The 25,258-nt window shown below is 63.0% G+C and carries 23 protein-coding genes; 11 read left to right on the top strand and 12 right to left on the bottom strand.

Annotated features, from left to right (window positions below):
• Nucleotides 1-107 precede the first annotated feature (107 nt).
• Nucleotides 108-863, bottom strand: a complete 756-nt coding sequence (locus JET14_RS00520) for a GntR family transcriptional regulator (RefSeq protein ID WP_200336303.1) — start codon at nt 861-863, stop codon at nt 108-110.
• Nucleotides 864-1,082: 219 nt separating this feature from the next.
• Here JET14_RS00520 and JET14_RS00515 point away from each other — a divergent pair, with 219 nt between their 5' ends.
• The 8 genes from JET14_RS00515 to JET14_RS00480 all read left to right on the top strand — a co-directional run bounded on the left by JET14_RS00515 (nt 1,083) and on the right by JET14_RS00480 (nt 6,042).
• On the top strand, nt 1,083-1,793 hold the full coding sequence (locus tag JET14_RS00515; protein WP_200336301.1) for an alpha/beta fold hydrolase: 711 nt from the start codon (nt 1,083-1,085) through the stop codon (nt 1,791-1,793).
• Nucleotides 1,786-2,127 (top strand): extradiol ring-cleavage dioxygenase, encoded by a 342-nt coding sequence (locus JET14_RS00510; protein WP_200336299.1) that lies wholly within the window; start codon nt 1,786-1,788, stop codon nt 2,125-2,127. Before JET14_RS00515 ends, JET14_RS00510 begins: the two co-directional genes overlap by 8 nt.
• On the top strand, nt 2,127-2,966 hold the full coding sequence (locus JET14_RS00505; protein ID WP_200336298.1) for a class III extradiol dioxygenase family protein: 840 nt from the start codon (nt 2,127-2,129) through the stop codon (nt 2,964-2,966). Before JET14_RS00510 ends, JET14_RS00505 begins: the two co-directional genes overlap by 1 nt.
• Nucleotides 2,966-3,298, top strand: a complete 333-nt coding sequence (locus JET14_RS00500) for a YciI family protein (protein ID WP_200336296.1) — start codon at nt 2,966-2,968, stop codon at nt 3,296-3,298. Before JET14_RS00505 ends, JET14_RS00500 begins: the two co-directional genes overlap by 1 nt.
• A 36-nt stretch (nt 3,299-3,334) precedes the next feature.
• Nucleotides 3,335-4,237, top strand: coding sequence for a bifunctional methylenetetrahydrofolate dehydrogenase/methenyltetrahydrofolate cyclohydrolase FolD (folD, locus tag JET14_RS00495; RefSeq protein ID WP_200336295.1), 903 nt, complete (start codon nt 3,335-3,337; stop codon nt 4,235-4,237).
• 148 nt (nt 4,238-4,385) lie between these two features.
• The gene (locus JET14_RS00490) at nt 4,386-5,171 is read left to right on the top strand and encodes a pyrroline-5-carboxylate reductase (RefSeq protein WP_200336293.1); all 786 of its coding nucleotides are present in this window, start codon (nt 4,386-4,388) and stop codon (nt 5,169-5,171) included.
• A gap of 12 nt (nt 5,172-5,183) precedes the next feature.
• On the top strand, nt 5,184-5,822 hold the full coding sequence (locus JET14_RS00485) for a LysE family translocator (RefSeq protein ID WP_246750437.1): 639 nt from the start codon (nt 5,184-5,186) through the stop codon (nt 5,820-5,822).
• Between the two features lies 1 nt (nt 5,823).
• Nucleotides 5,824-6,042, top strand: coding sequence for a DUF1413 domain-containing protein (locus tag JET14_RS00480; protein WP_200336290.1), 219 nt, complete (start codon nt 5,824-5,826; stop codon nt 6,040-6,042).
• 5 nt (nt 6,043-6,047) lie between these two features.
• On the opposite strand, the gene ispG is transcribed toward JET14_RS00480, so the two are convergent.
• The 5 genes from ispG to acs form a co-directional block, all read right to left on the bottom strand.
• A complete protein-coding gene (gene ispG / locus JET14_RS00475) occupies nt 6,048-7,307 on the bottom strand; it encodes a flavodoxin-dependent (E)-4-hydroxy-3-methylbut-2-enyl-diphosphate synthase (protein WP_200336289.1) in 1,260 nt (419 codons plus the stop codon).
• Between the two features lie 59 nt (nt 7,308-7,366).
• On the bottom strand, nt 7,367-8,569 hold the full coding sequence (locus JET14_RS00470) for an MFS transporter (RefSeq protein WP_246750435.1): 1,203 nt from the start codon (nt 8,567-8,569) through the stop codon (nt 7,367-7,369).
• Nucleotides 8,566-8,961 (bottom strand): VOC family protein, encoded by a 396-nt coding sequence (locus JET14_RS00465; protein WP_200336287.1) that lies wholly within the window; start codon nt 8,959-8,961, stop codon nt 8,566-8,568. The genes JET14_RS00470 and JET14_RS00465 overlap by 4 nt, the downstream gene beginning before the upstream one ends.
• Nucleotides 8,958-9,728: a DeoR/GlpR family DNA-binding transcription regulator gene (locus JET14_RS00460; RefSeq protein WP_200336286.1), complete on the bottom strand. Its 771-nt coding sequence runs from the start codon at nt 9,726-9,728 to the stop codon at nt 8,958-8,960. The genes JET14_RS00465 and JET14_RS00460 overlap by 4 nt, the downstream gene beginning before the upstream one ends.
• Nucleotides 9,729-10,350: 622 nt before the next feature.
• Nucleotides 10,351-12,309: an acetate--CoA ligase gene (acs, locus tag JET14_RS00455; RefSeq protein WP_200336284.1), complete on the bottom strand. Its 1,959-nt coding sequence runs from the start codon at nt 12,307-12,309 to the stop codon at nt 10,351-10,353.
• Nucleotides 12,310-12,507: 198 nt separating this feature from the next.
• Here acs and JET14_RS00450 point away from each other — a divergent pair, with 198 nt between their 5' ends.
• Nucleotides 12,508-13,215 (top strand): DUF1013 domain-containing protein, encoded by a 708-nt coding sequence (locus JET14_RS00450; RefSeq protein ID WP_200336282.1) that lies wholly within the window; start codon nt 12,508-12,510, stop codon nt 13,213-13,215.
• Between the two features lie 83 nt (nt 13,216-13,298).
• On the opposite strand, the gene JET14_RS00445 is transcribed toward JET14_RS00450, so the two are convergent.
• The gene (locus tag JET14_RS00445) at nt 13,299-13,673 is read right to left on the bottom strand and encodes a winged helix-turn-helix transcriptional regulator (RefSeq protein WP_200336281.1); all 375 of its coding nucleotides are present in this window, start codon (nt 13,671-13,673) and stop codon (nt 13,299-13,301) included.
• A 108-nt stretch (nt 13,674-13,781) separates the two neighbouring features.
• Here JET14_RS00445 and JET14_RS00440 point away from each other — a divergent pair, with 108 nt between their 5' ends.
• A complete protein-coding gene (locus JET14_RS00440; protein WP_200336280.1) occupies nt 13,782-14,906 on the top strand; it encodes an NADH:flavin oxidoreductase in 1,125 nt (374 codons plus the stop codon).
• 62 nt (nt 14,907-14,968) lie between these two features.
• Here the strand turns inward: JET14_RS00440 and JET14_RS00435 are convergent, their stop codons facing one another.
• Nucleotides 14,969-15,451: a MarR family winged helix-turn-helix transcriptional regulator gene (locus JET14_RS00435; protein WP_200336279.1), complete on the bottom strand. Its 483-nt coding sequence runs from the start codon at nt 15,449-15,451 to the stop codon at nt 14,969-14,971.
• 78 nt (nt 15,452-15,529) lie between these two features.
• On the opposite strand from JET14_RS00435, the gene JET14_RS00430 reads away from it, so the two are divergent.
• Nucleotides 15,530-16,426: an EamA family transporter gene (locus JET14_RS00430; protein WP_200336278.1), complete on the top strand. Its 897-nt coding sequence runs from the start codon at nt 15,530-15,532 to the stop codon at nt 16,424-16,426.
• Between the two features lie 39 nt (nt 16,427-16,465).
• On the opposite strand, the gene pyc is transcribed toward JET14_RS00430, so the two are convergent.
• From pyc to JET14_RS00410, 4 genes are all read right to left on the bottom strand, one after another.
• Nucleotides 16,466-19,924 (bottom strand): pyruvate carboxylase, encoded by a 3,459-nt coding sequence (gene pyc / locus JET14_RS00425; RefSeq protein WP_200336277.1) that lies wholly within the window; start codon nt 19,922-19,924, stop codon nt 16,466-16,468.
• A 106-nt stretch (nt 19,925-20,030) separates the two neighbouring features.
• Nucleotides 20,031-20,780, bottom strand: a complete 750-nt coding sequence (locus JET14_RS00420; protein WP_200336276.1) for a helix-turn-helix transcriptional regulator — start codon at nt 20,778-20,780, stop codon at nt 20,031-20,033.
• Nucleotides 20,781-21,064: 284 nt separating this feature from the next.
• Nucleotides 21,065-24,259: an efflux RND transporter permease subunit gene (locus JET14_RS00415; RefSeq protein WP_200336274.1), complete on the bottom strand. Its 3,195-nt coding sequence runs from the start codon at nt 24,257-24,259 to the stop codon at nt 21,065-21,067.
• Nucleotides 24,256-25,248 (bottom strand): efflux RND transporter periplasmic adaptor subunit, encoded by a 993-nt coding sequence (locus tag JET14_RS00410; protein ID WP_200336272.1) that lies wholly within the window; start codon nt 25,246-25,248, stop codon nt 24,256-24,258. Before JET14_RS00410 ends, JET14_RS00415 begins: the two co-directional genes overlap by 4 nt.
• Between the last annotated feature and the right edge of the window lie 10 nt (nt 25,249-25,258).

Here is a 25,258-nt window from a genome sequence, read left to right as displayed (position 1 = left end):
CTCCTCCCAAAGCATCAATAATGTATACATACATTTGCAAGGCGACCTGAAGAATGCAAGCGGAAAACTTCTCCGCCTGCAAATTTCTCGCATTGATAGCGATCATCTTAGGGAAGAATCGTGTCGTCAGGCGCAACAAGCGCAAGGCCCGGCACGGTGGTGACGCGATTGCGCTCCTTGGAGAAGATGTATTCCAGGTTCCGCCGCGCGGCACATGCATGTTCGCGTGCCAGCGCTTCCGCCCGCGAGCCCTGGCGCTGGGCAATCGCAGTGACGATTTCACGGTGCTGCTCCTGAGCCACCTGCAGCGACCTGCGAAAATCGGAAAGCTTGGTCTTGTCCGGCAGGAAGGCAGAGGGCGAGGCAAACGGCAATTGCTTGGCGCGGGCCAGTTCGCGCTCCAGCGTGGCCGAGCGCGGCAGGGTGGCCAGCGCATTATGAAATTCGCCGTTCAATTCCGAATAGCTATCGAAATCAACGTCATCCGGCGACACGCCGACACAGCCGTCGAGCGCCCTCACGATTGCGGAAATCTCCTTCAGCGCCCTCTCGCTCACCCCGCGTTCGGCAGCAAGCCGCGCGGCGGTGCCCTCCAGCACACCGCGCAGCTCGATCGTGTCCAGCACATCGGCATAGGCGAAGCTGCGCACAAGAAAACCGCCGCTGCGGGCGCGCTCCAGAAGCCCTTCCTCCGCCAGCCGCGACATCGCCTCGCGCACCGGCGTGCGCGAGATCTGAAGATCCTCGGCGAGCGCCACCTCAAACAGCCGCGTGCCGCCCGGAATGGCGCCGTCCAGGATTCGCTTGCGCAGCTCCACCAGCGCCCGCATCGTATGGGTCTTCGCCGTCGTTTGCCTGTCCATCCTTACCTCCCGACCTGATGCGACCCGATGGACCGGGCCGTGAACGGCTAATGTATACATAGATCGGATCAGGGCAAGATCATCCGACTCGTCAGTAAGGCCTCAAGCGTCTTTCGATCGATCTATGTATACATTATAGTCGGTTCTTGGTTGATTTTTCCCGAATTTTTCGCTATCGCTACAGAAAATGTATTCACGGTGGCGTTGGGAGGGCCACTCATGACCACATTGCTTCTCATTCCCGGCCTGGTTTCCGACGCCCGCGTCTGGCGCGCTGTTGCCCAGGCCGCGCCGGAATGGCTTGAGGTGGTCGATGCCGACATCAGACGCGACACGACGATCGAGGAGATGGCGGCCCGGCTGCTGCACGAGACCGAAGTGCCGCTGATCCCCGTCGGCCATTCCCTGGGCGGGCGCGTCGCCATGGAATTGGCGCGCCAGGCGCCGGAGCGCGTGCGCGGCCTCGTACTGGCCAATACCGGACATGACGGCATGGGAGAGAACGAGGCGCCCAAGCGGCTCGCCAAGATCGCCCGCGGCTACGAGGACATGGCCGCCCTTGCCGCCGAATGGCTGCCGCCAATGCTCGCTGAAGGCATTCCGCCGGACCCGGCGCTCGTCGACGACCTGACGGACATGGTGCTCAAGGCCGGGCCGGATATTCACGCCCGCCAGATCCGCGCCATCATGGAGCGCCCGAACGCGATGGAATACATCGCCGACATCGCCTGTCCGGTTCTCCTGATCACCGGCGCGCAGGACAGCTGGTCGCCGGAAAAGCAGCATCGCGAGATCGCCGACAAACTGGCGATCACCGAGGTTCACATAATTGAGGGGGCCGGGCATTTCATGCCCGTGGAGCGCCCGGCGGAAACGGTTGCCGCCATTACCGGCTGGCTCGATCAGCATAAGGAGGAGCTCAATGTCTGACGTGCTCGAAATTCCCGAAACGCCGCTCTTCGAGCGTGAGCGTTCGAAAAACGGCTACCGGATGAACAAGATGGCGATGGCGCTCGGCAAGCCGGAAAACCGCGCGGCCTTCAGGGCCGACGAGGAAGCCTTTCTCGACAGTTTCGGTCTCGGCGAGGCGGAGAAACAGGCGGTGATGAGCCGCGACTGGCACAAGATGGTGGCGCTTGGCGGCAATCTGTTCTTCATCCTGAAGATCGCGGCGGTCGATCCGGCGAGCATGGCCGAAATCGGCGCGGCCCAGGCCGGCATGAGCCAGGACGAATTTCTCAAGACAAGACTGGGGAAGATGTAATGGCCGAAATCATTGGCGGCGTGGGCACCAGCCACGTACCCTCCATCGGCGTGGCGCTCGACAAGGGCCTTGCCGAAACGCCCGACTGGAAGCCCTTCTTCGACGGCTATATCCCGGGCAAGCAGTGGATGGCGGACAAGAAGCCCGATGTCGCAGTAGTGATCTTCAACGATCACGGCAACACCTTCTTCCTGGACCGCGTGCCGACCTTCGCCATCGGCGTGGCGGATAGTTACAAGCCGGTGGACGAGGGCTGGGGCCCGCGCGCCGTGCCGGAATTCGAGGGTGCCGTCGATCTCTCATGGCATATCGTCGACACGATGGTGGAGAACCATTTCGACCCGCTGGTCTGCCGCGAGATCGAGGTTGACCATGGCCTTCAGGTGCCGCTGGAACTGTTCTTCGGCCGCCCCGAACACTGGCCGGTGAAGGTGGTGCCGATCTGGGTCAACACCATCCAGTATCCGATCCCCACCCCGCAGCGCTGCTGGGAAATGGGCAAGGTGCTGCGCAAGGCGATCGAAAGCTTCCCCGGCGATGAGCGCGTGGTGATCATGGGCACGGGCGGGCTTTCGCACCAGCTTCAGGGCAGTCGCGCCGGCTTCATCAACCGTGAGGCCGATGAGGCCTGGCTCGACGGCATCGCCAATGACTTCGAGAAATACCGGAACATGAGCCGCAAGGACTATGTCGACCAGTTCGGCTCGGAGGGCGCGGAACTGATCATGTGGCTGGTGATGCGCGCGGCCATGAACCCGCATGTGGAGATGAAGCACAGGCATTATTTTGCCCCCGCCTCGCTCACCGGCGCCGGCATGGTCGTGCTGGAGAATGCGTGATGGCGTTTTTCCTGATGCGGTGCATGAATGCGCCTGACGTCGATGACCTGCGTGAGAAAACCCGACCCGAGCATCGCGCATGGGTGTCCTCGGGCGGCAAGGGACTGGTCTCGGTGCTGATCGGCTCGGCGCTTGTCGATGACGAGGGCCGCTCCTGCGGCAATTTCGGCATATTGGAAGCAAAAACCCGCGCCGATGCCGAGGCCTTTGCCGAGGGCGATCCCTTCCGCAAGGCGGGCATTGTCGCAGAAATCGAGCTGACGCCCCTGCCCGAAACATTCCAGGCGCACCGGATCAGCGAGCCGATGAGCCCGCGCCTTCCGGCAGACTGAACCGGCTCGCACGGGAAATGCCGACGGGAGGACGAGATGACGGCGAAGATCATTGACGGAAAGGCCTTTGCCGCCCGCATTCGCGGTGCGGTGGCCTGCCACGTCTCACGGATGAAGGCCGAACACGGCGTGACGCCGGGCCTTGCCGTGGTTCTGGTCGGCGATGACCCCGCATCCGAAGTCTATGTCCGCGCCAAACACAAACAGACGCTCGAGGCGGGCATGAACTCGTTCGAACACCGTCTGCCGGAGGAGGCCTCCGCCGAGGAACTTCTGGCGCTTGTCGCGCGATTGAACGCCGATGACGCGGTCGACGGCATTCTCGTGCAATTGCCGCTGCCCGGTCATATAGCCGAAGCCGAGGTTCTGGCGGCGATCGATCCGGCCAAGGATGTCGACGGTTTTCATGTCGCCAATGTCGGCCTCCTGGCGACCGGACAGAAGGCGATGGTGCCGTGCACCCCGCTCGGCTGCCTGATAATGCTGAAGGAAGAATACGGCGACCTCTCCGGCCTTGAAGCCGTCGTCATCGGTCGCTCCAACATCGTCGGCAAGCCGATGGCGCAATTGCTGCTTGCCGCCAATGCCACCGTCACCATCGCCCATTCGCGCACGCGCGACCTAAAGGCCGTCGTCAGCCGGGCCGATATCGTGGTTGCCGCCGTCGGCAGGCCCGAGATGATAAAGGGCGACTGGATCAAGCCCGGCGCGAGCGTGATCGATGTCGGCATCAACCGCATCGATGCGCCGGAGCGCGGGGAAGGAAAGACGCGGTTGGTCGGCGACGTCGATTTCGCCGCCGCAAGTGCCGTGGCCGGTGCCATCACGCCGGTGCCGGGCGGCGTCGGCCCGATGACGATCGCCTGTCTGCTTGCCAACACGCTGACGGCTGCCTGTCGCCGTCGCGGGCTTGCCGAGCCGGCAAACCTGACCGCCTGATGGCGCTGTGCGGCGTTGGTCCAGGGCGGCGCAAGTCTCCTCCGGCGGCAACGCCGCGCGCCGCCCTAGACCCGCCTTTCTGGGCGAACCCGGTTTTCAAACCGGGCATGGCTTCCTATGCTGGGGCAGCAATTCAGGAAGGAATGTCATGACAATCGGGTTTATCGGAACGGGCGAGATCACGAAGGCCGTGGTGACCGGCATGAGCACGGTCGATGGCGAGAAGCCGACCATTCTTGTCTCGCCGCGCAATGAGGAAATCGCGGCCGGACTTGCCGACCGCTTCGAGAATGTCGAGATCGCGGCGAGCAATCAGGACGTTATCGACGGCGCGGAGACGGTTTGCCTGGCGCTGAGGCCGGGCGATGCCGAAGAGATCGTCAAGACGCTGAAATTCGGCCCATCCCACCACGTCATCAGCTTCATGCCGACCTTCAGCCAGGCGCGGCTTGCCAAGATCGTTGCCCCGGCAACGCGGATCACGCTGGTGACGCCGCTGCCGGCGGTCGCCTTTCACGGCGGCCCGACGCCGGTCTTCCCGCCGGATGAGGACGCGATTGCGATGTTCGATCCGCTCGGCACCGTGGTTGCCGCCGAGACGGATGACGAATACCAGGCGATGTGCGTCGCCACCGCCTCGCTTGCCGGCGCCTTTGCCTATTACGAGACGATTGCCGACTGGCTTCAGGCGAAGAACCTGCCGGCCGACAAGGCGCGGGCCTTTTCCGGCGCAGTTTTCTACGCGCTTGCCGCAACGGCTCGCAACGCGCCTGAGATGTCGTTTTCCGAACTGACGCGGGAATCGGCGACACGTGGCGGCACCAATGAACAGGTGCTCAAACACCTGAAGGACAACAACGTCTATACCGCGTTTTCAAAGGCGCTTGACGGCATCTGGGATCGGTTCGAGAATGCGAAACCTTCTTCCGACTGACAGGACAGGATGATGGATACGCCGCAGCTTCTGGGATCTCTGGCACTTGCCTGGGCGGCCTATTTCGTTGCCGTCGTCAGCCCCGGCCCGGCAACGCTTGCCATTGCCGGCACGGCCATGAGCCAGGGCAGGCAGCAGGCCGTGGCGCTGGCCAACGGCGTTCTGACCGGCTCCTTTTTCTGGGCCGTGCTGGCCGGCGCCGGCATGGCCGCCGTGGTGACGAAGCTTGCCTATGGGCTGATGGCGCTGAAGATCATCGGCGGGTGCTATCTGCTTTATCTGGCCTACAAGAGCTTTCGCGCCGCGATGCGCGCGGATGCCGCCGACATGGCGCCGAAGATTGCCGGGCGTCTCAGCCTCGGCGCCTTCTACCGGCGCGGCCTCTATATCCACCTCACCAATCCGAAGGCGATCTTTGCCTGGGTTTCGCTCGTGTCCATCGGCCTGCCGAAGGATGCCGATCATGGCACCATCATCCTGTTCATCGCCGGCGCCAATATCATCGGCTTCCTGACCTTCAACGCGCTGGCGCTGATGTTCTCGTCCGACGTTGTCGTGCGCGGCTACCGCAAGGGCCGCCGCGCCATCGAGGGGACGATGGCCGCGCTCTTCACACTTGCCGGCCTGAAACTTCTGACGACAAGGTTCTGACATGCTCGACGAAGACCAGATCGCAAACCGGCTCCTCGCTCTGGAGCCGGGCGAATTTCATTTCCCGGAACTCTACGGCGAAGGCTGGAACCGCCTCTATATCGGCGACAAGGTGAAGTTCGGCCGCGAATTCCTCAACGCCGTGCGCAAGGGCCGCTTTCCCGGCGTGGAGGACACCGGCCGCAAGAAGGGCGGCGGCAGGCTTTATGTGAAGAACTGAGCTTCCTATTCCGCAGCCTGACTGCCCGAACCGAAGCGGTTCTCGATATAATCGCTGACCATCGCCTCGAAATCGGCGGCGATGTTCGGCCCGCGCAGGGTCTTGGCCTTCTTGCCGTCGATGAAGACCGGGGCGGCGGGCGTTTCGCCGGTGCCGGGCAGAGAGATGCCGATATCGGCATGCTTGCTTTCGCCCGGACCGTTGACGATGCAGCCCATCACCGCGACGTTGAGCGCTTCCACGCCCGGATATTTATCGCGCCAAACCGGCATGTTCTTGCGAAGATCCGACTGGATTTTGGAGGCCAGTTCCTGAAACACGGTCGAGGTCGTGCGCCCGCAACCGGGACAGGCGGCCACCACCGGCACGAACTGGCGGAAACCCATGACCTGCAGCAGTTCCTGCGCCACCTGCACCTCGCGGGTGCGGTCGCCGCCGGGCTCCGGCGTCAGAGACACGCGGATCGTGTCGCCGATGCCGTGCTGCAGCACATAGCCCATGGAGGCGGACGAGGCGACGATGCCCTTGGTGCCCATGCCGGCTTCCGTGAGGCCCAGATGCAGCGCATGGTCCGAACGTTCGGCCAGCATGGAATAGACGGCGATCAAGTCCTGGACCTGGGAGACCTTGGCCGAGAGGATGATGCGATTGCGGGCGAGGCCGATCTCCTCGGCCAGTTCGGCCGACAGAAGCGCGGATTGCACGATGGCTTCACGGGTGACATCGCGGGCGGAAAGCGGCGAACCGGCTTCGGCGTTCTCGTCCATCAGCCGCGTCAGCAGCTCCTGGTCAAGCGAGCCCCAGTTGACGCCGATGCGGACCGGCTTTTCGTAGCGGATCGCCATTTCGATGATCTCTGCAAACTGCTTGTCGCGCTTGTCGCGGAAGCCGACATTGCCGGGATTGATGCGGTATTTGGCAAGGGCCTCGGCGCAGGCCGGGTGATCGGCCAGAAGCTTGTGGCCGATATAATGAAAATCGCCGACGAGCGGCACGTCGAGACCGAGATGCTCCAGCCGTTCGCGAATGCGCGGCACGGCGGCGGCCGCCTCGTCGCGATCAACCGTGATGCGCACCAGTTCGGAACCGGCCTTGGACAGCGCCGCCACCTGCGCGACGGTCGCGTCGATATCGGCCGTATCCGTGTTGGTCATCGACTGGACGACCACCGGAGCGCCGCCTCCGACAATCACGCCGCCGACATCAACGGCAACCGAGGCGCGGCGAGGCAAGGGGTCGAAATTGCGGGGAGCGGCAAGCGTCATGATCATCTCCGGAACGGCTCTGCCCTTCAGGTGGTATAATGGCGCGGTCTTGTCAACTGTCAGCCCACCCGGTCGCGGTCGGCGTAGCGCATCAGCGGCGCCAGCAGGAAGACGATGACATGGAGAAGCGACAGGCCCATGAAGATCGGCGAGAAGCCGGTGTGCTCCGCCAGAAAGCCGATCAGCGAGGGGGCGACGAGAATGCCGGAATAGCCGAGCGTGGTCGTGACCGACAGGCCGATGCCCGGGGCCATGCCGGGCAGGTTGCCGGCGGCCGAAAAGGCGATCGGCACCATGTTGGAAATGCCGAGCCCGGCAATGGCAAAACCGAGAATGATCAGCGGCGTGGATGGCGCGAGGCCTGCAAGCAGGAGGCCCGTGACGGAGAGCACCGCGCAGATCCGCATCGTCTTCACCCCGCCGAGGCGGTCGCGCACAAGGTCACCTGCAAAGCGCATCGTCGTCATCGAGAGCTGGAAGGCGGCGAAGCCGAAACCGGCAAGCGCGATATCGACGCCGCGCTCATTGCGCAGATAAAGCGCGCTCCAGTCCATGATTGCGCCTTCGGGGATCATGGAAAACAGCGCGACGATGCCGATCAGCCAGGGCAGCGGCGTCATCGGCAGGCGGATTTTCTGCTGCCGCTCTTCGCCGGAGGGCGTGTCTTCGACAAGGCGCGGAAAGCCGATCGCCAGAAACAGGCCCGCCAGAGCGGTAGCCGCAATTGCGTGGCCGAGCGGCCCCGTCATTTCGATCAGAAAGCCGCCCATCGCGGCGCCAAGAAGTCCGCCCAGGCTCCAGAAGGCGTGACAGGAGGACATGATCGCCCGGTGTTCGACCTTTTCGACCGCGACCGTATTGGCGTTCATCGACACGTCCATCGATGCCATCAGCCCGCCGAACAGAAAAAGCACAATCGCCGCCAGCCAGATCGCGTTTGAGAGCGTGAGCAGGATCAGCATCGGCAGGAACATCAGCGCCGAGACCTTGCCGACCTTTGTCGAGCCGAAGCGGGCGTTGAAAACGCCCGTCAGCGGCATGGCCAGGATCGAGCCCACGCCGAAGACGAGGATCATCAGACCGAGTTCGCCCTCCGAAAGGCCGAGCTTTTCGGCAAACACCGGGATCTTGGGCGCCCAGGAGCCCATGTAGAAGCCGTTCATGAGAAAGAGCAGCGAGACGCCGAGGCGATGGGGCGACATGTAGCGTCGCGGGCGGCCAGTCTCTTCAAGCAGGGTGTCGATCATTGGTTTTCTCGTCATGCGGTGATTTCAATCAGGTTGCCGTCCGGGTCCGTCAGGACGGCCTCGTAGAAGCCGTCGCCGGTCCGGCGCGGCGCGCTCGCCAGAAAGCCCTCCCGCTCCGCATCGGCCGCCAGCCGGTCGACGGCACCGATACTGCCGAGGCCGATGGCGATGTGGGCATAGCCCGGGCGTTCGGCGGACGGGTCACCCGCCGGGCCGAGCCAGGGCGCCTGCATGATCTCGATAGCAGGCCCGTCTGTCAGCGTGATGAAGCGCGAGACGAAGCCGGGGCGGCGGCGGCTTTCGTAACGCGCGCCGGCATGCGCGGCGAAGACGCGTTCATAAAAAGCCGCAAGCCGGTCGAGATCGGCGGTCCAGAGCGCCACGTGGACAATGCGGGTGACCGTCATCGTTCCGCTCCCTTCCCGATCAGCTCCAGGCCGGTCTCCTCGAGCGCTGCCCGCGCCGCGGCGTCGAGCATTTCCGGAACAGCCAGCGCGTCGAGCGCATCAAGCGCGATGACGCTACAGGGGGCGCGCGTGGCAAATTTTGCCGCCGTCATGGCGGTGACCACGCGGCGGGCGCAGGCCGCCGCCTCGCGCTTGAACAGGGCGTCCTCGTAGTGAAAGCAAGTCAGTCCCGCCTCGACGTCGATCCCGCAGGCGCCGAGCAGACAGAGATCGAAATGGAAAGCCTGAAGGTCTTCGATCGCGCCCGCGCCGATGGCCCCGCCGACCTCGCGGTGGATGCGGCCGCCGATCATGATCACATCGAGCGTCCGGTGCCCGTCGAGCGCGGCCGCGATCGCCGGCGCATTGGTGACGATGAAGCCGTGAAGGTTTTCCGGCAGGGAGCGGGCGGCGGCGATGTTCGTGCTGGAGGCATCGAGAAATACGCTCATGCCATCGCGGATTTCACTGGCAAGCAGGCGGCCGAGCGCCTGCTTCTCCGCGTCATCCTTGTTGTCGCGGGCCTTCAGCGGCCCCGCGGCCGGCGCAACGGGCAACGCCCCGCCATAGACCCGCTCGCACAGGCCGCGCGCGGCCAGCTCCCTCAGGTCACGGCGGATCGTGTCTTCGGAAACGGCGAATTCAGTTGCCAGATCAGCAGCCAGAACCCGGTTGCCGGTCTTCAGCCGTTGAAGAATGATGTCCTGTCTTTCGCGGATCAGATGCATGGCCGTGTCCAAATCGTGCAGAAACGTGCATATTCCGGTTTGAACGTGCATGCAAGGGAAAATGGGCGGGCTCCGAGCGCACGTTACTTATCTTTCCAACCAATCTGCTCGACGCGCATTCCTTCTGTCTGGGCTTTTGGTAAGGATATCAGTTTGGCCCGTATGCGGGTCACCTCACACCGGCCCAGGCGCACCGATTTGCGGCTCCGCCAACCGCGGCCAAGCTTGTTCGGGATCTCGGCTCCTTGATGGCCATTTCCCCCCTCCCACCTGCGTCATGCTCGGGCTTGACCCGAGCATCCAGGCGATGCTGGCCATCGAGTTCGGAAAGAATCCTGCAGCCGCTTGCCGTGTGGCCTGGATCCTCGGGTCAAGCCCGAGGATGACACTGAATGGGGTGGATAGGATCTTGTTCAATCGGATAGGCGGAGAAAAGACGATGTTTTGAAAACCAGGAAAATGTGCAAAATACGAGGTTTTCAACCCTCTTTGACGGTTCTCGAAACCTGAAACCCGTCCGCTTTGGCTCAAGGGCCAGGTAAAGATGGACAACAGCGCTTGTCAGCAACAGACAATTCCAGTGTGGTGCGAGCCGCCTTGACGGCGGCTCGCCGATCTCATGTTACGCCGCCTTGGACTTGTTCTGGCGGTTCTCGATGAGGTCGTCGACGACGCCGGGGTCGGCGAGCGTCGATGTATCGCCCAGCGCACCGAAATCGTCCTCGGCGATCTTTCTGAGGATGCGGCGCATGATCTTGCCGGAACGCGTCTTCGGCAGGCCGGGCGCGAACTGAATCTTGTCCGGCGTCGCGATCGGGCCGATTTCGGCACGCACCCACTTGATCAGTTCCTGCCGGAGCGCCTCATCAGGCTCGTGCTCGCTCATCAGCGTGACATAGCAATAAATGCCCTGCCCCTTGACCGGATGCGGATAGCCGACGACCGCGGCCTCCGACACGAAATGGTGCGAGACCAGCGCGCTCTCGATTTCCGCCGTGCCGAGACGGTGGCCGGAAACGTTGAGCACATCGTCGACGCGGCCGGTGATCCAGTAATAGCCGTCCTCGTCGCGTCGGCAGCCGTCGCCGGTGAAATATTTCCCCTTGTAGGTGGAGAAATAGGTCTGGACGAAACGGTGATGGTCGCCATAGACCGAGCGCGCCTGCCCCGGCCAGCTGTCGGTGATGCAGAGATTGCCGTCGGCCGCGCCTTCCAGCACCTTGCCCTCGTTGTCCACCAGTTGCGGCTTGACCCCGAAGAAGGGCTTGGTGGCCGAACCGGGCTTCAGGTCGGTCACGCCCGGCAGCGGCGTGATCATCATGCCGCCGGTTTCCGTCTGCCACCAGGTATCGACGATCGGGCAGCGCTCCTCGCCAACGACGCGGTAATACCATTCCCAGGCTTCCGGGTTGATCGGCTCGCCGACCGAGCCGAGCAGGCGCAGGCTTTCGCGCGAGGATTTCTTCACCAGATCGTCGCCAGCCCCCATCAGCGCGCGGATAGCCGTCGGAGCGGTGTAGAGGATATTGACCTGATGCTTGTCGACCACCTCCCAGAAGCGGCCGGAATCCGGGAAGGTCGGGACCCCTTCGAACATCACCGTCGTCGCGCAATTGGCGAGCGGCCCGTAGACGATATAGGAATGGCCTGTGACCCAGCCGACATCGGCCGCGCACCAGAAGATCTCGCCCTCCTTGTAGTCGAAGACATATTCATGCGTCATCGAGGCCCAGACGAGATAGCCACCGGTGGTGTGCAGCACGCCCTTCGGCTTGCCCGTCGAACCGGAGGTATAGAGGATGAACAGCGGGTCTTCCGCGCGCATCTTTACCGGCGGGCAATCGCCCTTCACCGTCTTGATTTCCTCGTGATACCAGAGATCGCGCCCGCGGGCCCAGCCGACATGGCCGCCGGTACGGCGCACGCAGAGCACATGGTTGACCATGACATACTGCTTGGCGGCGATATCGATGGCGAGGTCGACATTTTCCTTGAGCTGGATCGGCTTGCCGCCGCGCACGCCCTGATCGCAGGTGATCACGAAGGTCGATTCGCAATCGACGATGCGGCCGGCGAGCGCTTCCGGCGAGAAACCGGCAAAGACCACCGAATGAATGGCGCCGATGCGCGCGCAAGCGAGCATCGCATAGGCCGCTTCCGGCACCATCGGCATGTAGATCGTCACCCGGTCGCCTTTCTTGACGCCGTGCTTCTTCATCACGTTTGCCATGCGGCAGACCTGATCGTAAAGCTGGTTATAGGTGATCTTCTTGTCGATATAGGGGTTGTCGCCTTCCCAGATGATGGCGGTCTGTTCCCCGTGCGTCTTCAGGTGCCGGTCGATACAGTTATAGGAGACATTGGTCTGCCCGTCCTCGAACCACTTGATCGAGACCCGGCCGGTGAACGACGTGTTCTTGACCTTGGTATAGGGCTTGAACCAGTCGATCCGCCGGCCATGACGGTCCCAGAAGATCTCCGGTTCCTCAACGCTTTCCTGATACCATTTCTCGTATTTGTTCGCATCGATCAGAGCGCGCGTCTTTGCCGGCTTCAAAACCGGATATGTCTTGCCTGACATACTTTCCTCCTCAGAAATTCCTCCGTTGCCCCATTCATACAGGCTCGTGCGATGTCTTCAATAAGACATTCGTCAATTGTTTCGACGTGATTGCATTCGAAGCGTGAAGGGATTATATGGGCCTCAACTATTCCCGGAAATTGTGGCAAAAACCCACGGACCGCGACACCGGCGCGGACGACAGAAGGACTTTATCCAATGGCACAAAAGCTGCTTATGCCCAAGGCGACAGCCGTATGGCTCGTGGACAACACGGCCTTGTCGTTCGATCAGATTGCCGAGCTGTGCAAGCTCCACCCGCTGGAAGTCAAGGCCATTGCCGACGGCGAGAGCGCGCAGGGCATCAAGGGCCTCGACCCGATCTCGACCGGCCAGCTTTCTCGTGACGAGATCGCGCGCGCGGAGAACAATCCGAACCACAAGCTGAAACTTTCCGAGCCGAAGGTGCGGGTGCCGGAATCCAAACGCAAGGGCCCGCGCTATACGCCGGTCTCCAAGCGTCAGGACCGCCCGAACGCCATTCTCTGGCTGGTGCGCAATCATCCGGAACTGAAGGACGCGCAGATTTCGCGCCTCGTCGGCACCACCAAGTCGACGATCGAGCAGATCCGTGACCGCACCCACTGGAACTCGGCCAATCTGACGCCGATGGATCCGGTGACGCTCGGCCTCTGCAGCCAGATAGACCTTGATCTCGAAGTCGAAAAATCGGCCAAGGACCGCCCTCTCCCGTCGGCCGAGGAACTCGACAATGCCCGTCTGGCTTCTGCAAGCGAGATGGAAAGCCTCGGCGACAGCGTCAACACATCGCAGGAAGACAAGGGCATGTCTGCCGACGAGGTGTTCTCGCGCTTTGCGTCGCTGAAGAATGAAGGCGATGAAGACGAGGATGATGACAACCGCTGACCAGCGGGCGTCATTACAGCGTGATTTCAGGAGGGGGCCGCGCGCCCCCTTTTGCTTTCAATTGGCTGACGAGGATTGATCGTTCAGGCGGCGCGTTCATCGAATGCGGCCTGAGCGCGGGAAATTTCCTCTCCGTTCTCCTCGGTCCAGGTATAAAGCGCGATGACATGCGTGCGCAGAGACTGACCGAGCGCCGTCAGCTCATATTCCACGCCGACGGGAGACGTTGGTAGCACCCTGCGGTTGACGACGCCATTGCGCTCGAGCTTGCGCAGCGTATCGGTCAGCGCTTTCTGGCTGATGCCTTCGAGCTGCTTCTTGATCGCGTTGAACCGGTGCGGGCCATAGCCAAGCATGGTCAAAACCATGATCGACCATTTGCCGGAAATCTGGTCGAGAATCTTTCGGTTGATGCAATCCACCTGGAAATTCGGGCATCGGGATGGATCATGCGCCATAGGTCACCTCATCTATACCTAGGCAACTCATAATGCCTTATTGACACTAAGTCCATAATTTATACCTATGCCGCCAGAAGTCCTCCCAAGGCTGTAAAGGAAACCGAAATGTCAAACTCCGCCAATGAGGCCCTGTTCCGGCCCTTCAAACTCAAATCGCTTGAACTGAAGAACCGGATCGTGATGGCGCCGATGACGCGCGGCTTTTCGCCGGACGGCGTGCCCGGCCAGAATGTTGCCGATTACTACCGCCGCCGCGCCGAGAGCGATGTCGGCCTGATCCTTTCCGAAGGCACCGTTGTCGACCGCCCCAACTCGAAGAACCTTCCCGGCATTCCGGATTTCCATGGAGAGAGAGCGCTCGCAGGGTGGAAAAACGTGATCGACACGGTTCATGCGGCCGGCGGCAGGATGGGGCCGCAGATCTGGCATGTGGCCAACACCATAGCCAGCGCCGATTATCCGCCGAACCCCGATGAGACCGAAAGCCCCTCCGGTTTCGTCAAGCCGGGCGAGAAGCGCGGCCACGCCATGAGCGAGGAAGACATTGCCGACACGATTGCCGCTTTTGCCAGGGCCGCGGCGGATGCCGAGCGCCTCGGCTTCGATGTGGTGGAACTGCACGGCGCCCATGGCTATCTGATCGACCAGTTTTTCTGGCCGGAGCTGAACCTGCGCGAGGACCGCTGGGGCGGACCGGCGATTGGCGAGCGCGCGCGCTTTGCCGCCGAGATTATCAAGGCCGTGCGCGAGGCCGTCTCCGACGCCATGCCGGTGATCATCCGCCTCAGCCAGTGGAAGCAGCAGGACTACAATGCGAAGATCGCCACCACGCCGGACGGGATGGCCGAGTGGCTGGAGCCGCTGGTGGATGCCGGCGCCGACATGCTCCACTGCTCGCAGCGCCGCTTCTGGGAACCGGAATTTCCCGAAATCGACGGCGAAAACGGCCTCAACTTCGCCGGCTGGGCCAAGAAGATCACCGGCGTGCCGACGATTTCGGTCGGGTCTGTCGGCCTTGACGGCGCGGATTTCCTCGGCTCCTTCGGCGGCGCTGAAACCTCCGCCTCCGGACTTGAGAAGCTGGTCAGCCGCATGGAAAAGGACGAGTTCGATTTGATCGCCGTCGGCCGCGCGCTGATCAAGGATCCCGAATGGGTGAAGAAGGTCGAGGCCGGCGAGATCGACAAGCTTCAGGCCTTTTCACGTGAAACGCTCGCCGAGCTTGTCTGAGTTTTGCGAAGGAGGCCGGATGCCAGGCGCGTCCGGCCTTTGTCCTTCCCGCCCGGCGGCGCTCATTCAAACGCCGCCAGCCATTTGGCCAGCAGTCTGTCCAGCGCCGCGCGGTCTTCCATCGGCAGGGATGCAATCAGCCTGTGCTGGTTCTCGACATGGGCGCTTACCGCCTCGTCGATCAGGGCGAAGCCCTTGTCTGACAGTGCGATGACGAAGCCGCGCCCATCCTCCGGATTGCGCTTACGCGAGATGAAACCCGCCGCCTCCAGCCGGTCGAGCCTATTGGTCATCGTGCCGGAGGAGACCATCGTCCGGTCCATCAGCGCCGAGGGCGAGAGCGCATAGGGCGGTCCGGAACGCCTCAGCGTTGCCAGCACGTCGAAACTCGCGGCGTTCAGCCCGTAGCGCGAAAACACCGTCTCGAGATTACGCGCAAGATGCTGCTGCAGCCGTTTGAGGCGTCCCATGACGCCCATCGGCATGGCGTCGAGGTCCGGACGCTCGGCCTGCCACTCGGCAAGAATACTGTCGACATGATCCATGGCGGAACCATGCTGAGATTCTATCTTGACGTCAAGTCATATCCATATAGTTTGACGTCAAGATAAATGGAGGCAGCCATGCCGAAAACATCCGATGTCCTGCTGACCGCACTGGCGCCCGCCATCTGGGGCAGCACCTATATCGTCACCACCGAGCTTCTGCCGCCCGGTCTGCCCCTGACGCTCGGCCTCCTGCGGGCGCTACCGGCAGGTCTGATCCTGCTTCTCGTGGTCCGGCAATTTCCGTCCCCCGCCATGCTGCCGCGCCTGTTTGCGCTCGGTTTCCTGAACTTCGCGCTGTTCTGGAGCCTGCTCTTCGTTGCCGCCTATCGCCTGCCCGGCGGCGTTGCCGCAACCCTTGGCGCGACCCAGCCGTTGATCGTGCTGTTTCTGTCGCGCGCAGCGCTTGGCACAGCGATCCGGCCGCTCGGCGTGCTGGCCGCGCTCGGCGGGCTCGCAGGCGTAGCCTTTCTCGTACTGTCGCCGAATGCCGTGCTCGATCCCCTCGGCATTGCCGCTGCCTTCGGCGGCGCGTTGTCGATGGCGACCGGCACGGTGCTCACCCGCAAATGGCAGTTTCCCGTGCCGCCGCTGACGCTCACCGCCTGGCAACTGACCACCGGCGGCCTGCTGCTCCTGCCGCTGGCTCTCATCCTCGAGCCCGCTTTCCCGGTTCCGACGGCCGAAAACCTGATCGGCCTCGCCTGGCTCGGGCTTGTCGGCGCGGCGCTCACCTATTTCTTCTGGTTCCGCGGCATCGCCATGATCGGCCCCTCACGCGCCGCCCTCCTCGGCTTCCTGAGCCCCTTGAGCGCGGTCCTGCTCGGCTGGATCCTGCTCGGTCAGGCCTTGTCGCCGCTACAGGCCGCAGGCGCCGTGCTGGTGCTGGCAAGCCTCTGGCTCGGCCGCATGACAGGCGGTCCCGCCCCGTCGCCCGTCGCCACGCCCGCACATGCAAAAACCCCGGCCGAATGACCGGGGTTTTCAAACATCTCAGGCGGACGGGGACCGGTCTCAGTCCTCAAACACCACCAGAAGGTCCTTGGCGTCGATCTGGTCGCCCGCCTTGACATGGACTTCCTTGATGACGCCGTCGCGATCGGCGTGGAGCGCGGTTTCCATCTTCATCGCTTCGATGGATACGAGCACGTCGCCGGAGGAGACCTGCTGGCCGGCGGAAACGGCAACGGTGGAAATCACGCCCGGCATCGGCGCGCCGATCTGGTTCTGGTTGGCCGGATCCACCTTCTGGTTGGCCCCGCCCGTTGCGCCATGGGCGCGGTCCGGCACCTTGATCGAGCGCGGCGCGCCGTTCAGTTCGAAGAACACAGTGACCATGCCCTTCTCGTCCGGGCTGGTGACCGCCTGGTTCTGCACCACGATCGTCTTGCCGACTTCGAGATCGGCGAAGAGCTCGTCGCCCTCGTCGAGACCGTAGAAATAGGCAGGCGTCGGCAGAACCGAAACAGGACCGTAGGTCTCGCTCGCCAGCGCATAGTCGACGAAGACCTTCGGATACATCAGGTAGGAGGCGAGTTCGAAATCATTGATCTCGCGGCCGACCTTTTCCTCGGCCTGCTTGCGTTCGGCCTCCAGATCGGCATCTTCCAGCAGCGAGCCGGGACGCACCGTATAGGGCTTGTCACCCTTCAGCGCCTTCTTCTGCAGCCCCTCCGGCCATCCGGCCGGCGGCTGGCCGAGATCGCCCTTGAGCATGGAGATGACCGAATCCGGGAAGGACATGTCCTTGGCCGGGTTTTCGACATCGGCAACGGAGAGATCCTGGCTCACCATCATCAGCGCCATGTCGCCGACAACCTTGGAGGACGGCGTGACCTTGACGATATCGCCGAACATCTGGTTGGCGTCGGCATAGGCCTGCGCCACTTCGTGCCAGCGGGTCTCAAGCCCGAGCGAGCGGGCCTGCTCCTTCAGATTGGTGAACTGGCCACCCGGCATTTCATGCAGATAGACTTCCGAGGCCGGCCCCTTCAGGTCGCTCTCAAAGGCGGCATACTGGTGGCGCACGGCCTCCCAGTAGAAGGAGATGCGGCGGATATAGCCGGTATCGAGGCCCGGATCGCGCTCGTGGCCCTTCAGCGCCTCGACGATCGAGCCAAGGCAGGGCTGCGAGGTGTTGCCGGAGAAGGCATCCATGGCCGCATCGACGGCATCGACGCCGGCATCGATCGCCGACAGCACGGTGGCAGCTGAAATGCCCGACGTGTCATGGGTGTGGAAGTGGATCGGCAGTTCGGTGGCATCGCGCAGCGCCGTGAACAGCATCTTGGCGGCTGCCGGCTTCAGCAGGCCGGCCATGTCCTTCACCGCGATGATATGGGCGCCGGCGGCTTCCAGTTCCCTGGCAAGGTCGGTGTAGTATTTCAGGTCATATTGCGGACGGCGCGCATTCATGATGTCGCCGGTATAGCAGATCGCCGCCTCGCAGAGTTTGCCTTCCTCGGCCACGGCGTCCATCGAGACGCGCATGTTCTCCACCCAGTTGAGGCAGTCGAAGACGCGGAAGAGATCGATCCCGCCCGCGGCCGCCTGGCGGACGAAGTATTTGACCACATTGTCGGGATAGTTCTTGTAGCCGACGCCGTTTGCGCCCCTGAGCAGCATCTGCAGCAGAAGGTTCGGTGCGTTCTGGCGGACCTTCGCCAGCCGCTCCCACGGGTCTTCCGTCAGGAAGCGCATCGACACGTCGAAGGTCGCCCCGCCCCAGCATTCGAGCGACAGAAGCTCCGGCAGCGCCCGGGCATAGGTGCCGGCGATGGTCGCAATGTCATGGGTGCGCATGCGGGTCGCCAGCAGGGACTGGTGGCCGTCGCGCATGGTGGTGTCAGTCATCAGGACGCGCTTTTCATTGCGCATCCACTTGGCGAATTTCTCCGGCCCCATCTTGTCGAGAAGCTGCTTGGTGCCCGGCTTCGGATCGCCCTCGATGAAGGGCACGACGGGCGCCGCGATCTCGTCGGAGGGGCGCGGACGGCCCTTGACCTCCGGATGGCCGTTGACGGTGACATCGGCCAGATAGGTCAGGAGCTTGGTGGCGCGGTCGGCGCGCTTGACCTGGGAAAACAGTTCCGGCGTCTCGTCGATGAAACGCGTGGTGTAGCTGTAATCCATGAATTGCGGATGGGTGATGATCGCTTCGAGGAAGGTGAGGTTGGTGGCGACGCCGCGAATGCGGAACTCGCGCAATGCCCGGTCCATGCGGCGCGCGGCCTCCTGCGGGGACGGTGCCCAGGCGGTGACTTTTTCAAGAAGCGGATCGTAGAAGCGTGTGATGACGGCGCCCGAATAGGCCGTGCCGCCGTCGAGGCGGATGCCGAAGCCGGTGGCGCCGCGATAAGCGGTGATGCGGCCGTAATCGGGAATGAAATTGTGTTCGGGATCTTCCGTGGTGATGCGGCACTGCAGCGCGTGGCCGCGCAGGTAAATCTCCTCCTGCGGCGGCACGCCGGATTCCTCTGTGCCGATCGCCGCGCCGTCGAGAATATGGATCTGCGCCTTGACGATGTCGATGCCGGTCACGGTTTCCGTCACCGTGTGCTCGACCTGGATACGCGGATTGACCTCGATGAAGTAGAATTTTCCGGTATCGGCATCCATCAGATACTCGACCGTGCCCGCGCCGATGTAGTCGGTGGCCCGGCCGATCTTCAGCGAATATTCGGCGAGTTCGGCGCGCTGCGCCTCGGAAAGATAAGGCGCCGGCGCGCGTTCGACGACCTTCTGGTTGCGGCGCTGGATCGAACAGTCGCGCTCGAACAGATGCACCACATTGCCGTGGGTGTCGCCCAGAATCTGGCTTTCCACGTGCCGGGCGCGCTCCACCAGCTTTTCGAGATAGACCTCGTCCTTGCCGAAGGCGGCCTTGGCCTCGCGCTTTGCCTCGGTCACCTCGCGGGCGAGATCGGCCTTGGACCGGATGACGCGCATGCCGCGACCGCCGCCGCCCCAAGAGGCTTTCAGCATCACCGGAAAGCCGATTTCCTCCGCCATCCGCTCGACTTCCGCCATGTCGTCGGGCAGCGGGTCGGTCGCGGGGACGACCGGCACGCCGACCTCGATGGCGAGATTGCGGGCCGCAACCTTGTTGCCAAGCCGGCGCATGGTCTCGGCCTTCGGTCCGATGAAGGTGATACCGGCTTCCGCGCAGGCATCGACGAACTCCGGGCTCTCGGAAAGAAGGCCGTAACCCGGATGGATGGCATCGGCGCCGGAAAGCTTGGCGACACGGATCACTTCCTCAATGGAAAGGTAGCTCTCGATCGGACCCATATCGCGATCGAGGTGAGGGCCGCGCCCGACCTGATAGCTCTCATCCGCCTTGAACCGATGGAGCGCCAGCTTGTCCTCTTCCGCCCAGATCGCGACCGTTTTTATGTCCAGTTCGTTTGCAGCGCGAAAAACACGGATGGCAATCTCGGAGCGGTTGGCGACAAGTATCTTTGAAATCGGCAAGGAAGGCCTCCTCAGGAAAAAAGCGTGACAATCGCAATTTCAAAGTCATAGCCAAACTCTCGGGCAAGCGCAAACCCGCCCTGATGCCTTAATCGATTTGCCGCAATCAGGAGACGAGACCGAGCCGAAACGCAAGGGCAACGAGGTTTTGCCGGTTGCGCGCCCCGAGTTTCTGCTGCAGGCCGCTGACATACCAATTGACCGTATGATTGGTGAGGCCGATCGTCCTTCCGGCTTCGACCGACGTCATCCCGTCAGCCAGGTTCTTCAGAATGGTCAGCTCACGCAGCGAGAGCGCCGGGACCGTGTTCCCTCCGGGCGCGTCGGTTTCGCCGCAACGCAGAATAACAAAACAACGGTTGAGCGTTTCCCGGGCGAGCGCGCTGAAGAGGCTGATTTCCAGCGGAGAAAGCTCGATCCGCCGGCCGCGCGCCATTGCGAGCGCGCCGGCCAGCCCCTCGCGCCCGAAGACCGGAAAGGTGACGCCGTAAGCCAGCCCCTCCTGCGCCGCCCGGACGCACCGCAGACGCAGTGCGCGAGAAAGCGCGGGATTGAACCGCCCACCGGCCGCGAGCGCCGAATCCCAGAAATAGGCGCCTTCGAGCGCGCCGGCCGCCAGCAGAACGCCATCGACGGCGCCGTCAAAGAGTATCGGGTTCTCGGCATCGGGTTCGCTCCCGACAAGACAGCGCCATGCGACCGCGTCACGGGCGGGGGTCAGGGACCGCCGAAACAATCCGGTCCGCGCGAAATCATAGCGTCGGGCAACCTTTTCCATGGCCGCGCGAAGGCTCGTCAGGCTGTCAATCTCGTGGATCAGAACGAGGTATTCCAGCAGGTCTTGATATTTCTGCAAGGGAATCTTGTCTTTCGGGCGCGTCGGCAAGGCTTCCTTTTTGCACCGGCCGGCGACTGATTTCGCTTCGAATCACCCGGCTTTTTCAAGCGCAGGCGAGGTGTGATTACAACGCCTAGTTTTTACACGTATCAAGGGCAATAGCAACCATGGGATTAGTGAGGCTATGCTTTTCCATTGTGCGCAAAAGTGGCAGAAGGCGCTCTCGCGGACCTGTGGCGCAGGCATTCCGCAACGTTGCGGCGGCCGCCATTTTGCAGCATGGCGGCCGCCGATCTTCGGTATCAGCTTCTCAGCACCCGGTAGATCGCCGGGATGATCAGCACCGTCAGCAGGGTCGACGAGATGAGGCCGAACAGCAGAGAGATTGCAAGACCCTGGAAGATCGGATCGGCCAGGATGACGGCCGCGCCGATGATGGCCGCAAGCGCGGTCAGCAGGATCGGCTTGAAGCGGATCGAGCCCGCCGCGATCAACGTGTCGATCATCGGCACGTCATCCGACTTGGTATGCCGGATGAAGTCGACCAGCAGGATCGAATTGCGCACGATGATGCCGGCGAGCGCGATGAAGCCGATCATCGAGGTCGCCGTGAACGGCGCGTTGAACATCCAGTGGCCGAGCATGATGCCGATAAAGGTCAACGGCACCGGCGTCAGGATCACCAGCGGCACCTTGAACGAGCCGAACTGGGCGACGACGAGGATATAGATCCCGAGAAGCGCAACCATGAAGGCGGCGCCCATGTCGCGGAACGTCACCCATGTGACCTCCCATTCGCCATCCCACAAGAGAACCGGCTCGGATTCATCCTCCGGTTGGCCGTGCAGCTTGATGACAGGCTTCGGCAGGTCGCCCCAGTCCATCGCGTCGATCGCGTCCTGAACGGCGAGCATGCCGTAAAGCGGCGCTTCGAAATCGCCTGCCAGTTCGCCGGTCACCATGTCGGCATAGTGGCCGTTATGGCGGAAGATGGCGTAGGAGGTCGGCTCCTCCGTGACGGTGACGACATCGCCGAGCTCAACCACGGAAGCGGTCCCGCCGGTGGCCGAGGCAACGGGCGTCGACAGGAATGTCTCGTCAAGCACCTTCTGGTCCTTGGTGCGGCCGATCTCGATCGGGATTGGAGGCCGCCCGCCGCCGCGGTGAGAGTAGCCAACCGTGGCGGTGCCGTTCAGCGCCGACAACGCGTCGAAGACATCCTGTTCGGCAACGCCGTAGCTTTCCAGGTCATCGCCGGAAATCGCCACCCTGAGGCGTCGCGTCTGCTGGCCGTAGCTGTCATCGACATCGACGATGAAGGGCACGGAGCGGAAGGCTTCCTTGACCTTTTCGGCGACCGCGCGGCGGGTCTCGGCATCCGGGCCGTAGATTTCCGCCAAGAGCGTCGCCATGACCGGGGGCCCCGGCGGCGGCTCGACGACCTTCAACGAACTGCCCTCCGGTACGGGGACCTCTGCCAGGATCTTCTGCCTGAGATCGAGCGCGATCTCGTGGCTCGATCGGTCGCGATCGCCCTTCGGCGTCAGATTGATCTGGACGTCGCCCATCTCCGGCCGGTTGCGCATGTAGTAATGGCGAACCAGACCGTTGAAGTTGAAGGGCGAAGCGGTGCCCGCATGGGTCTGCACCGACATGACTTCCGGCGTCTGCAGCACCACGTCGGCAACGGCCTGGGCAATCGCGTCGGTCTCCTCGACCGAAGCGCCTTCCGGCAGGTCGATCGTCACCTGCAGTTCCGACTTGTTGTCGAAGGGCAGAAGCTTGACGGTGACATGCTTGGTGTAGAACAGGCTGAGCGAGCCGAAGGTGGCGACCAGAACAAGCCCGATGAAGGTCCAGGAGCGGAACTTCGTCTTCAGGATCGGGCGTGCGACCGCCGCATAGGCGCGGCCGAGCGCCCCGCCGCCATGGCCGTCCTCGGCGTGCAGCTTGGCATTGCCGGCAATCCTCACCATCAGCCAGGGCGTGATCATCACCGCGACAAAGAAGGAGAAGATCATCGCGGCAGAGGCAACCGCCGGGATCGGGCTCATATAGGGGCCCATCATGCCCGAGACGAACATCATCGGCAGAAGGGCGGCCACGACCGTCAGCGTTGCGACGATGGTCGGGTTGCCGACTTCCGCCACGGCCTCGATTGCCGCCTGAACGCGGGTGCGCTCATCGGGCATCGCCCAGTGGCGGGCAATGTTCTCGATCACGACGATGGCGTCATCCACGAGGATACCGATGGAGAAGATCAGCGCGAAAAGCGACACGCGGTTCAGCGTATAGCCCATGATATTGGCGGCAAACAGCGTCAGCAGGATCGTCACCGGAATGACGATGGCAACCACCAGCGCTTCCCTGAGTCCGATCGCCACCCAGACGAGGATGATGATCGAGACCGTCGCAAGCGCCAGATGGAACAGCAGCTCGTTGGCCTTCTCATTTGCCGTCTCGCCATAGTCGCGGGTGACCGAAACGGCCATCGTGTCGGGAATGAGCGTGCCCTTCAACTCATCCACGCGATGGAGAATGTCGTGGGCGACATTGACGGCGTTCGCCCCGGCGCGCTTGGCGATGGCCAGGGTGACGGCCGGAACGCGATCCATCGTGCCGTCTTCTCCAAGCGTGACCGAGGAGGCAATCGCGTCGGAATCATTGGTGATATAGGAGATGTCGGCGACATCGCGGACATAGACCGGGCGGCCGTCGGCGCTCGTCAGCAGGAGATTGCCGATCTCGCCGGGCGAAGACAGGGTCTGGCCGGCCATGACATCGATCTGCATGCCGTTGTCGCGCACCGTGCCGGTGGAGAAGGCGCGGTTGGCCGCCGTCACCTTGCCGGTCAGCGACTTCAGCGTCACGCCATAGAGCGCCAACCGTTCGGGATCGGGAGCGATGCGGATCGCCTCGCCGGTCTCGCCGACCAGATAGGTGAGCCCCACCTCGTCAATCTTGGTGAGTTCGGTCTGCAGCTCGCGCGCCACCCGGGTCAGGTCGTTTGCGGTGATGCCCGCATCCCGGCCGTCGGCGGGCGTCAGCGTCAGCGCGACAATGGCGACGTCGTCAATGGTGCGGCCAATAATCAGCGGTTCGGGAATGCCGACGGGAATGTCGGACATATTGGCCATGACCTTGTCATGGACGCGCAGCACCGCGCTGTCGGCTGGCGTGCCGACCATGAAGCGGGCCGTGACCATGACCTGGTTGTCGGATGTCTGCGAATAGACATGCTCGACGTCATTGATGCCCTTGATAATCGTCTCCAGCGGCTCGGAGACGAGCTTGACGGCATCCTCCGCCTTCAGCCCCGGGGCCTGGACGATGATGTCGACCATGGGAACGGAGATCTGCGGCTCTTCCTCGCGCGGTAAGGTGAACAATGCCACAAGGCCGAGCGCCAGCGCCGCCAGCAAGAAGAGCGGCGTCAGCGGCGATGCGATGAAGGATTTGGTCAGCCCGCCGGCAAGACCAAGCTTGTGCGGTTTCATGGGACGATTACCTCATCGCCGGGTGAAAGCCCGGTCAGTATCTCGGTCATGGTCTGATCCTTGATGTCGGCGTTGCCGCCGGTCATCACGGTCTTCTCCCGCGTCCTGCCGTCATCCAGGGCGACGGTGACGAAATCGAGCCCGTGGCGTGTGGTCACGGCATTTTCGGGCACGAAGAGGGCCTCGCGCTCGCCGATCGGCACGCGCACCAGGAAGCGCTGGTTGACATAGCCGGTCTTCAGCCCGTCGACCTCCACATCGGCAATCACCCGGTTGTTTTCGAGTTCCGGATAGAGCTTGACCAGCTTGCCGGTGGCTTCACCCTCGCTTCCGGGACGGCTGATCTCGATGGACGCCCCCTCCTCCAGAAGGTTTGCGTGGCGGGCGGGGATCGCAAGCCTCAGAAAAAAGCCGCCGGAACCGATTGTGGCGACCGTCTCGCCGGGGAGGATCACCGAACCCTCGACGACGGGCACCCGCAGCACGCGGCCGGATGCCGGAGCAAGAATATCGCCCTCGCGCAATTGCTGGCGGACGACCTCCATATTGGCATTGACCGAGGCGATGTTGTTGACGACCACATCGACCTGGGTCCTCAGCGTGTCGAGCTGCTGGTTGCTCATCACCCCGCGCTGGTTGAGATTTTCGCCGCGCTCCAGTTCCGAACGGGCGTTTTCCAGCGAGGCGTTGAGCCCCTTCAACTGGGCCTCATAGGCGGCAATCTGGTAGTCGAGCTTGTCGTCCCGGACAGTGCCGATCACATCGCCCTCGCTCACCGTGTCGCCTTCCGTCAGCGTCAGCGATTCGAGCGTGCCGCCGATGCGCGCACGCGCAGGCACCGTGTCGCGGGCCTTGACCTCGCCATAGACCGCCTTCCATTCCGGCACGGTCATCGGCTCGACCTTCAGCGTTGCGGCGGAGGCTGAAACGGCCGTGAGGAAGGCGGCAAGAAGCGCGGCCGTGCCGCGCCATGCAAGCGCTCTGGGCATCATCGTCTCG

The sequence above is a fragment of the Martelella lutilitoris genome (genome assembly GCF_016598595.1).
In the GTDB taxonomy this organism is placed as follows: domain Bacteria; phylum Pseudomonadota; class Alphaproteobacteria; order Rhizobiales; family Rhizobiaceae; genus Martelella; species Martelella lutilitoris_A.
This window is presented reverse-complemented; position numbering and strand designations above follow the sequence as displayed.

Coding starts and splice junctions, on each gene's coding strand:
- JET14_RS00445 (WP_200336281.1), bottom strand. CDS start 13,673: ATGGCGCATGATCCATCCCGATGCCCGAATTTCCAGGTGGATTGCATC.
- JET14_RS00460 (WP_200336286.1), bottom strand. CDS start 9,728: ATGCATCTGATCCGCGAAAGACAGGACATCATTCTTCAACGGCTGAAG.
- JET14_RS00415 (WP_200336274.1), bottom strand. CDS start 24,259: ATGAAACCGCACAAGCTTGGTCTTGCCGGCGGGCTGACCAAATCCTTC.
- JET14_RS00490 (WP_200336293.1), top strand. CDS start 4,386: ATGACAATCGGGTTTATCGGAACGGGCGAGATCACGAAGGCCGTGGTG.
- JET14_RS00430 (WP_200336278.1), top strand. CDS start 15,530: ATGCCGAAAACATCCGATGTCCTGCTGACCGCACTGGCGCCCGCCATC.
- JET14_RS00485 (WP_246750437.1), top strand. CDS start 5,184: ATGGATACGCCGCAGCTTCTGGGATCTCTGGCACTTGCCTGGGCGGCC.
- JET14_RS00500 (WP_200336296.1), top strand. CDS start 2,966: ATGGCGTTTTTCCTGATGCGGTGCATGAATGCGCCTGACGTCGATGAC.
- acs (WP_200336284.1), bottom strand. CDS start 12,309: ATGTCAGGCAAGACATATCCGGTTTTGAAGCCGGCAAAGACGCGCGCT.
- JET14_RS00435 (WP_200336279.1), bottom strand. CDS start 15,451: ATGGATCATGTCGACAGTATTCTTGCCGAGTGGCAGGCCGAGCGTCCG.
- JET14_RS00510 (WP_200336299.1), top strand. CDS start 1,786: ATGTCTGACGTGCTCGAAATTCCCGAAACGCCGCTCTTCGAGCGTGAG.
- JET14_RS00470 (WP_246750435.1), bottom strand. CDS start 8,569: ATGACGAGAAAACCAATGATCGACACCCTGCTTGAAGAGACTGGCCGC.
- ispG (WP_200336289.1), bottom strand. CDS start 7,307: ATGACGCTTGCCGCTCCCCGCAATTTCGACCCCTTGCCTCGCCGCGCC.
- JET14_RS00520 (WP_200336303.1), bottom strand. CDS start 863: ATGGACAGGCAAACGACGGCGAAGACCCATACGATGCGGGCGCTGGTG.
- JET14_RS00450 (WP_200336282.1), top strand. CDS start 12,508: ATGGCACAAAAGCTGCTTATGCCCAAGGCGACAGCCGTATGGCTCGTG.
- JET14_RS00505 (WP_200336298.1), top strand. CDS start 2,127: ATGGCCGAAATCATTGGCGGCGTGGGCACCAGCCACGTACCCTCCATC.
- JET14_RS00515 (WP_200336301.1), top strand. CDS start 1,083: ATGACCACATTGCTTCTCATTCCCGGCCTGGTTTCCGACGCCCGCGTC.
- JET14_RS00465 (WP_200336287.1), bottom strand. CDS start 8,961: ATGACGGTCACCCGCATTGTCCACGTGGCGCTCTGGACCGCCGATCTC.
- JET14_RS00440 (WP_200336280.1), top strand. CDS start 13,782: ATGTCAAACTCCGCCAATGAGGCCCTGTTCCGGCCCTTCAAACTCAAA.
- JET14_RS00480 (WP_200336290.1), top strand. CDS start 5,824: ATGCTCGACGAAGACCAGATCGCAAACCGGCTCCTCGCTCTGGAGCCG.
- folD (WP_200336295.1), top strand. CDS start 3,335: ATGACGGCGAAGATCATTGACGGAAAGGCCTTTGCCGCCCGCATTCGC.
- JET14_RS00410 (WP_200336272.1), bottom strand. CDS start 25,248: ATGCCCAGAGCGCTTGCATGGCGCGGCACGGCCGCGCTTCTTGCCGCC.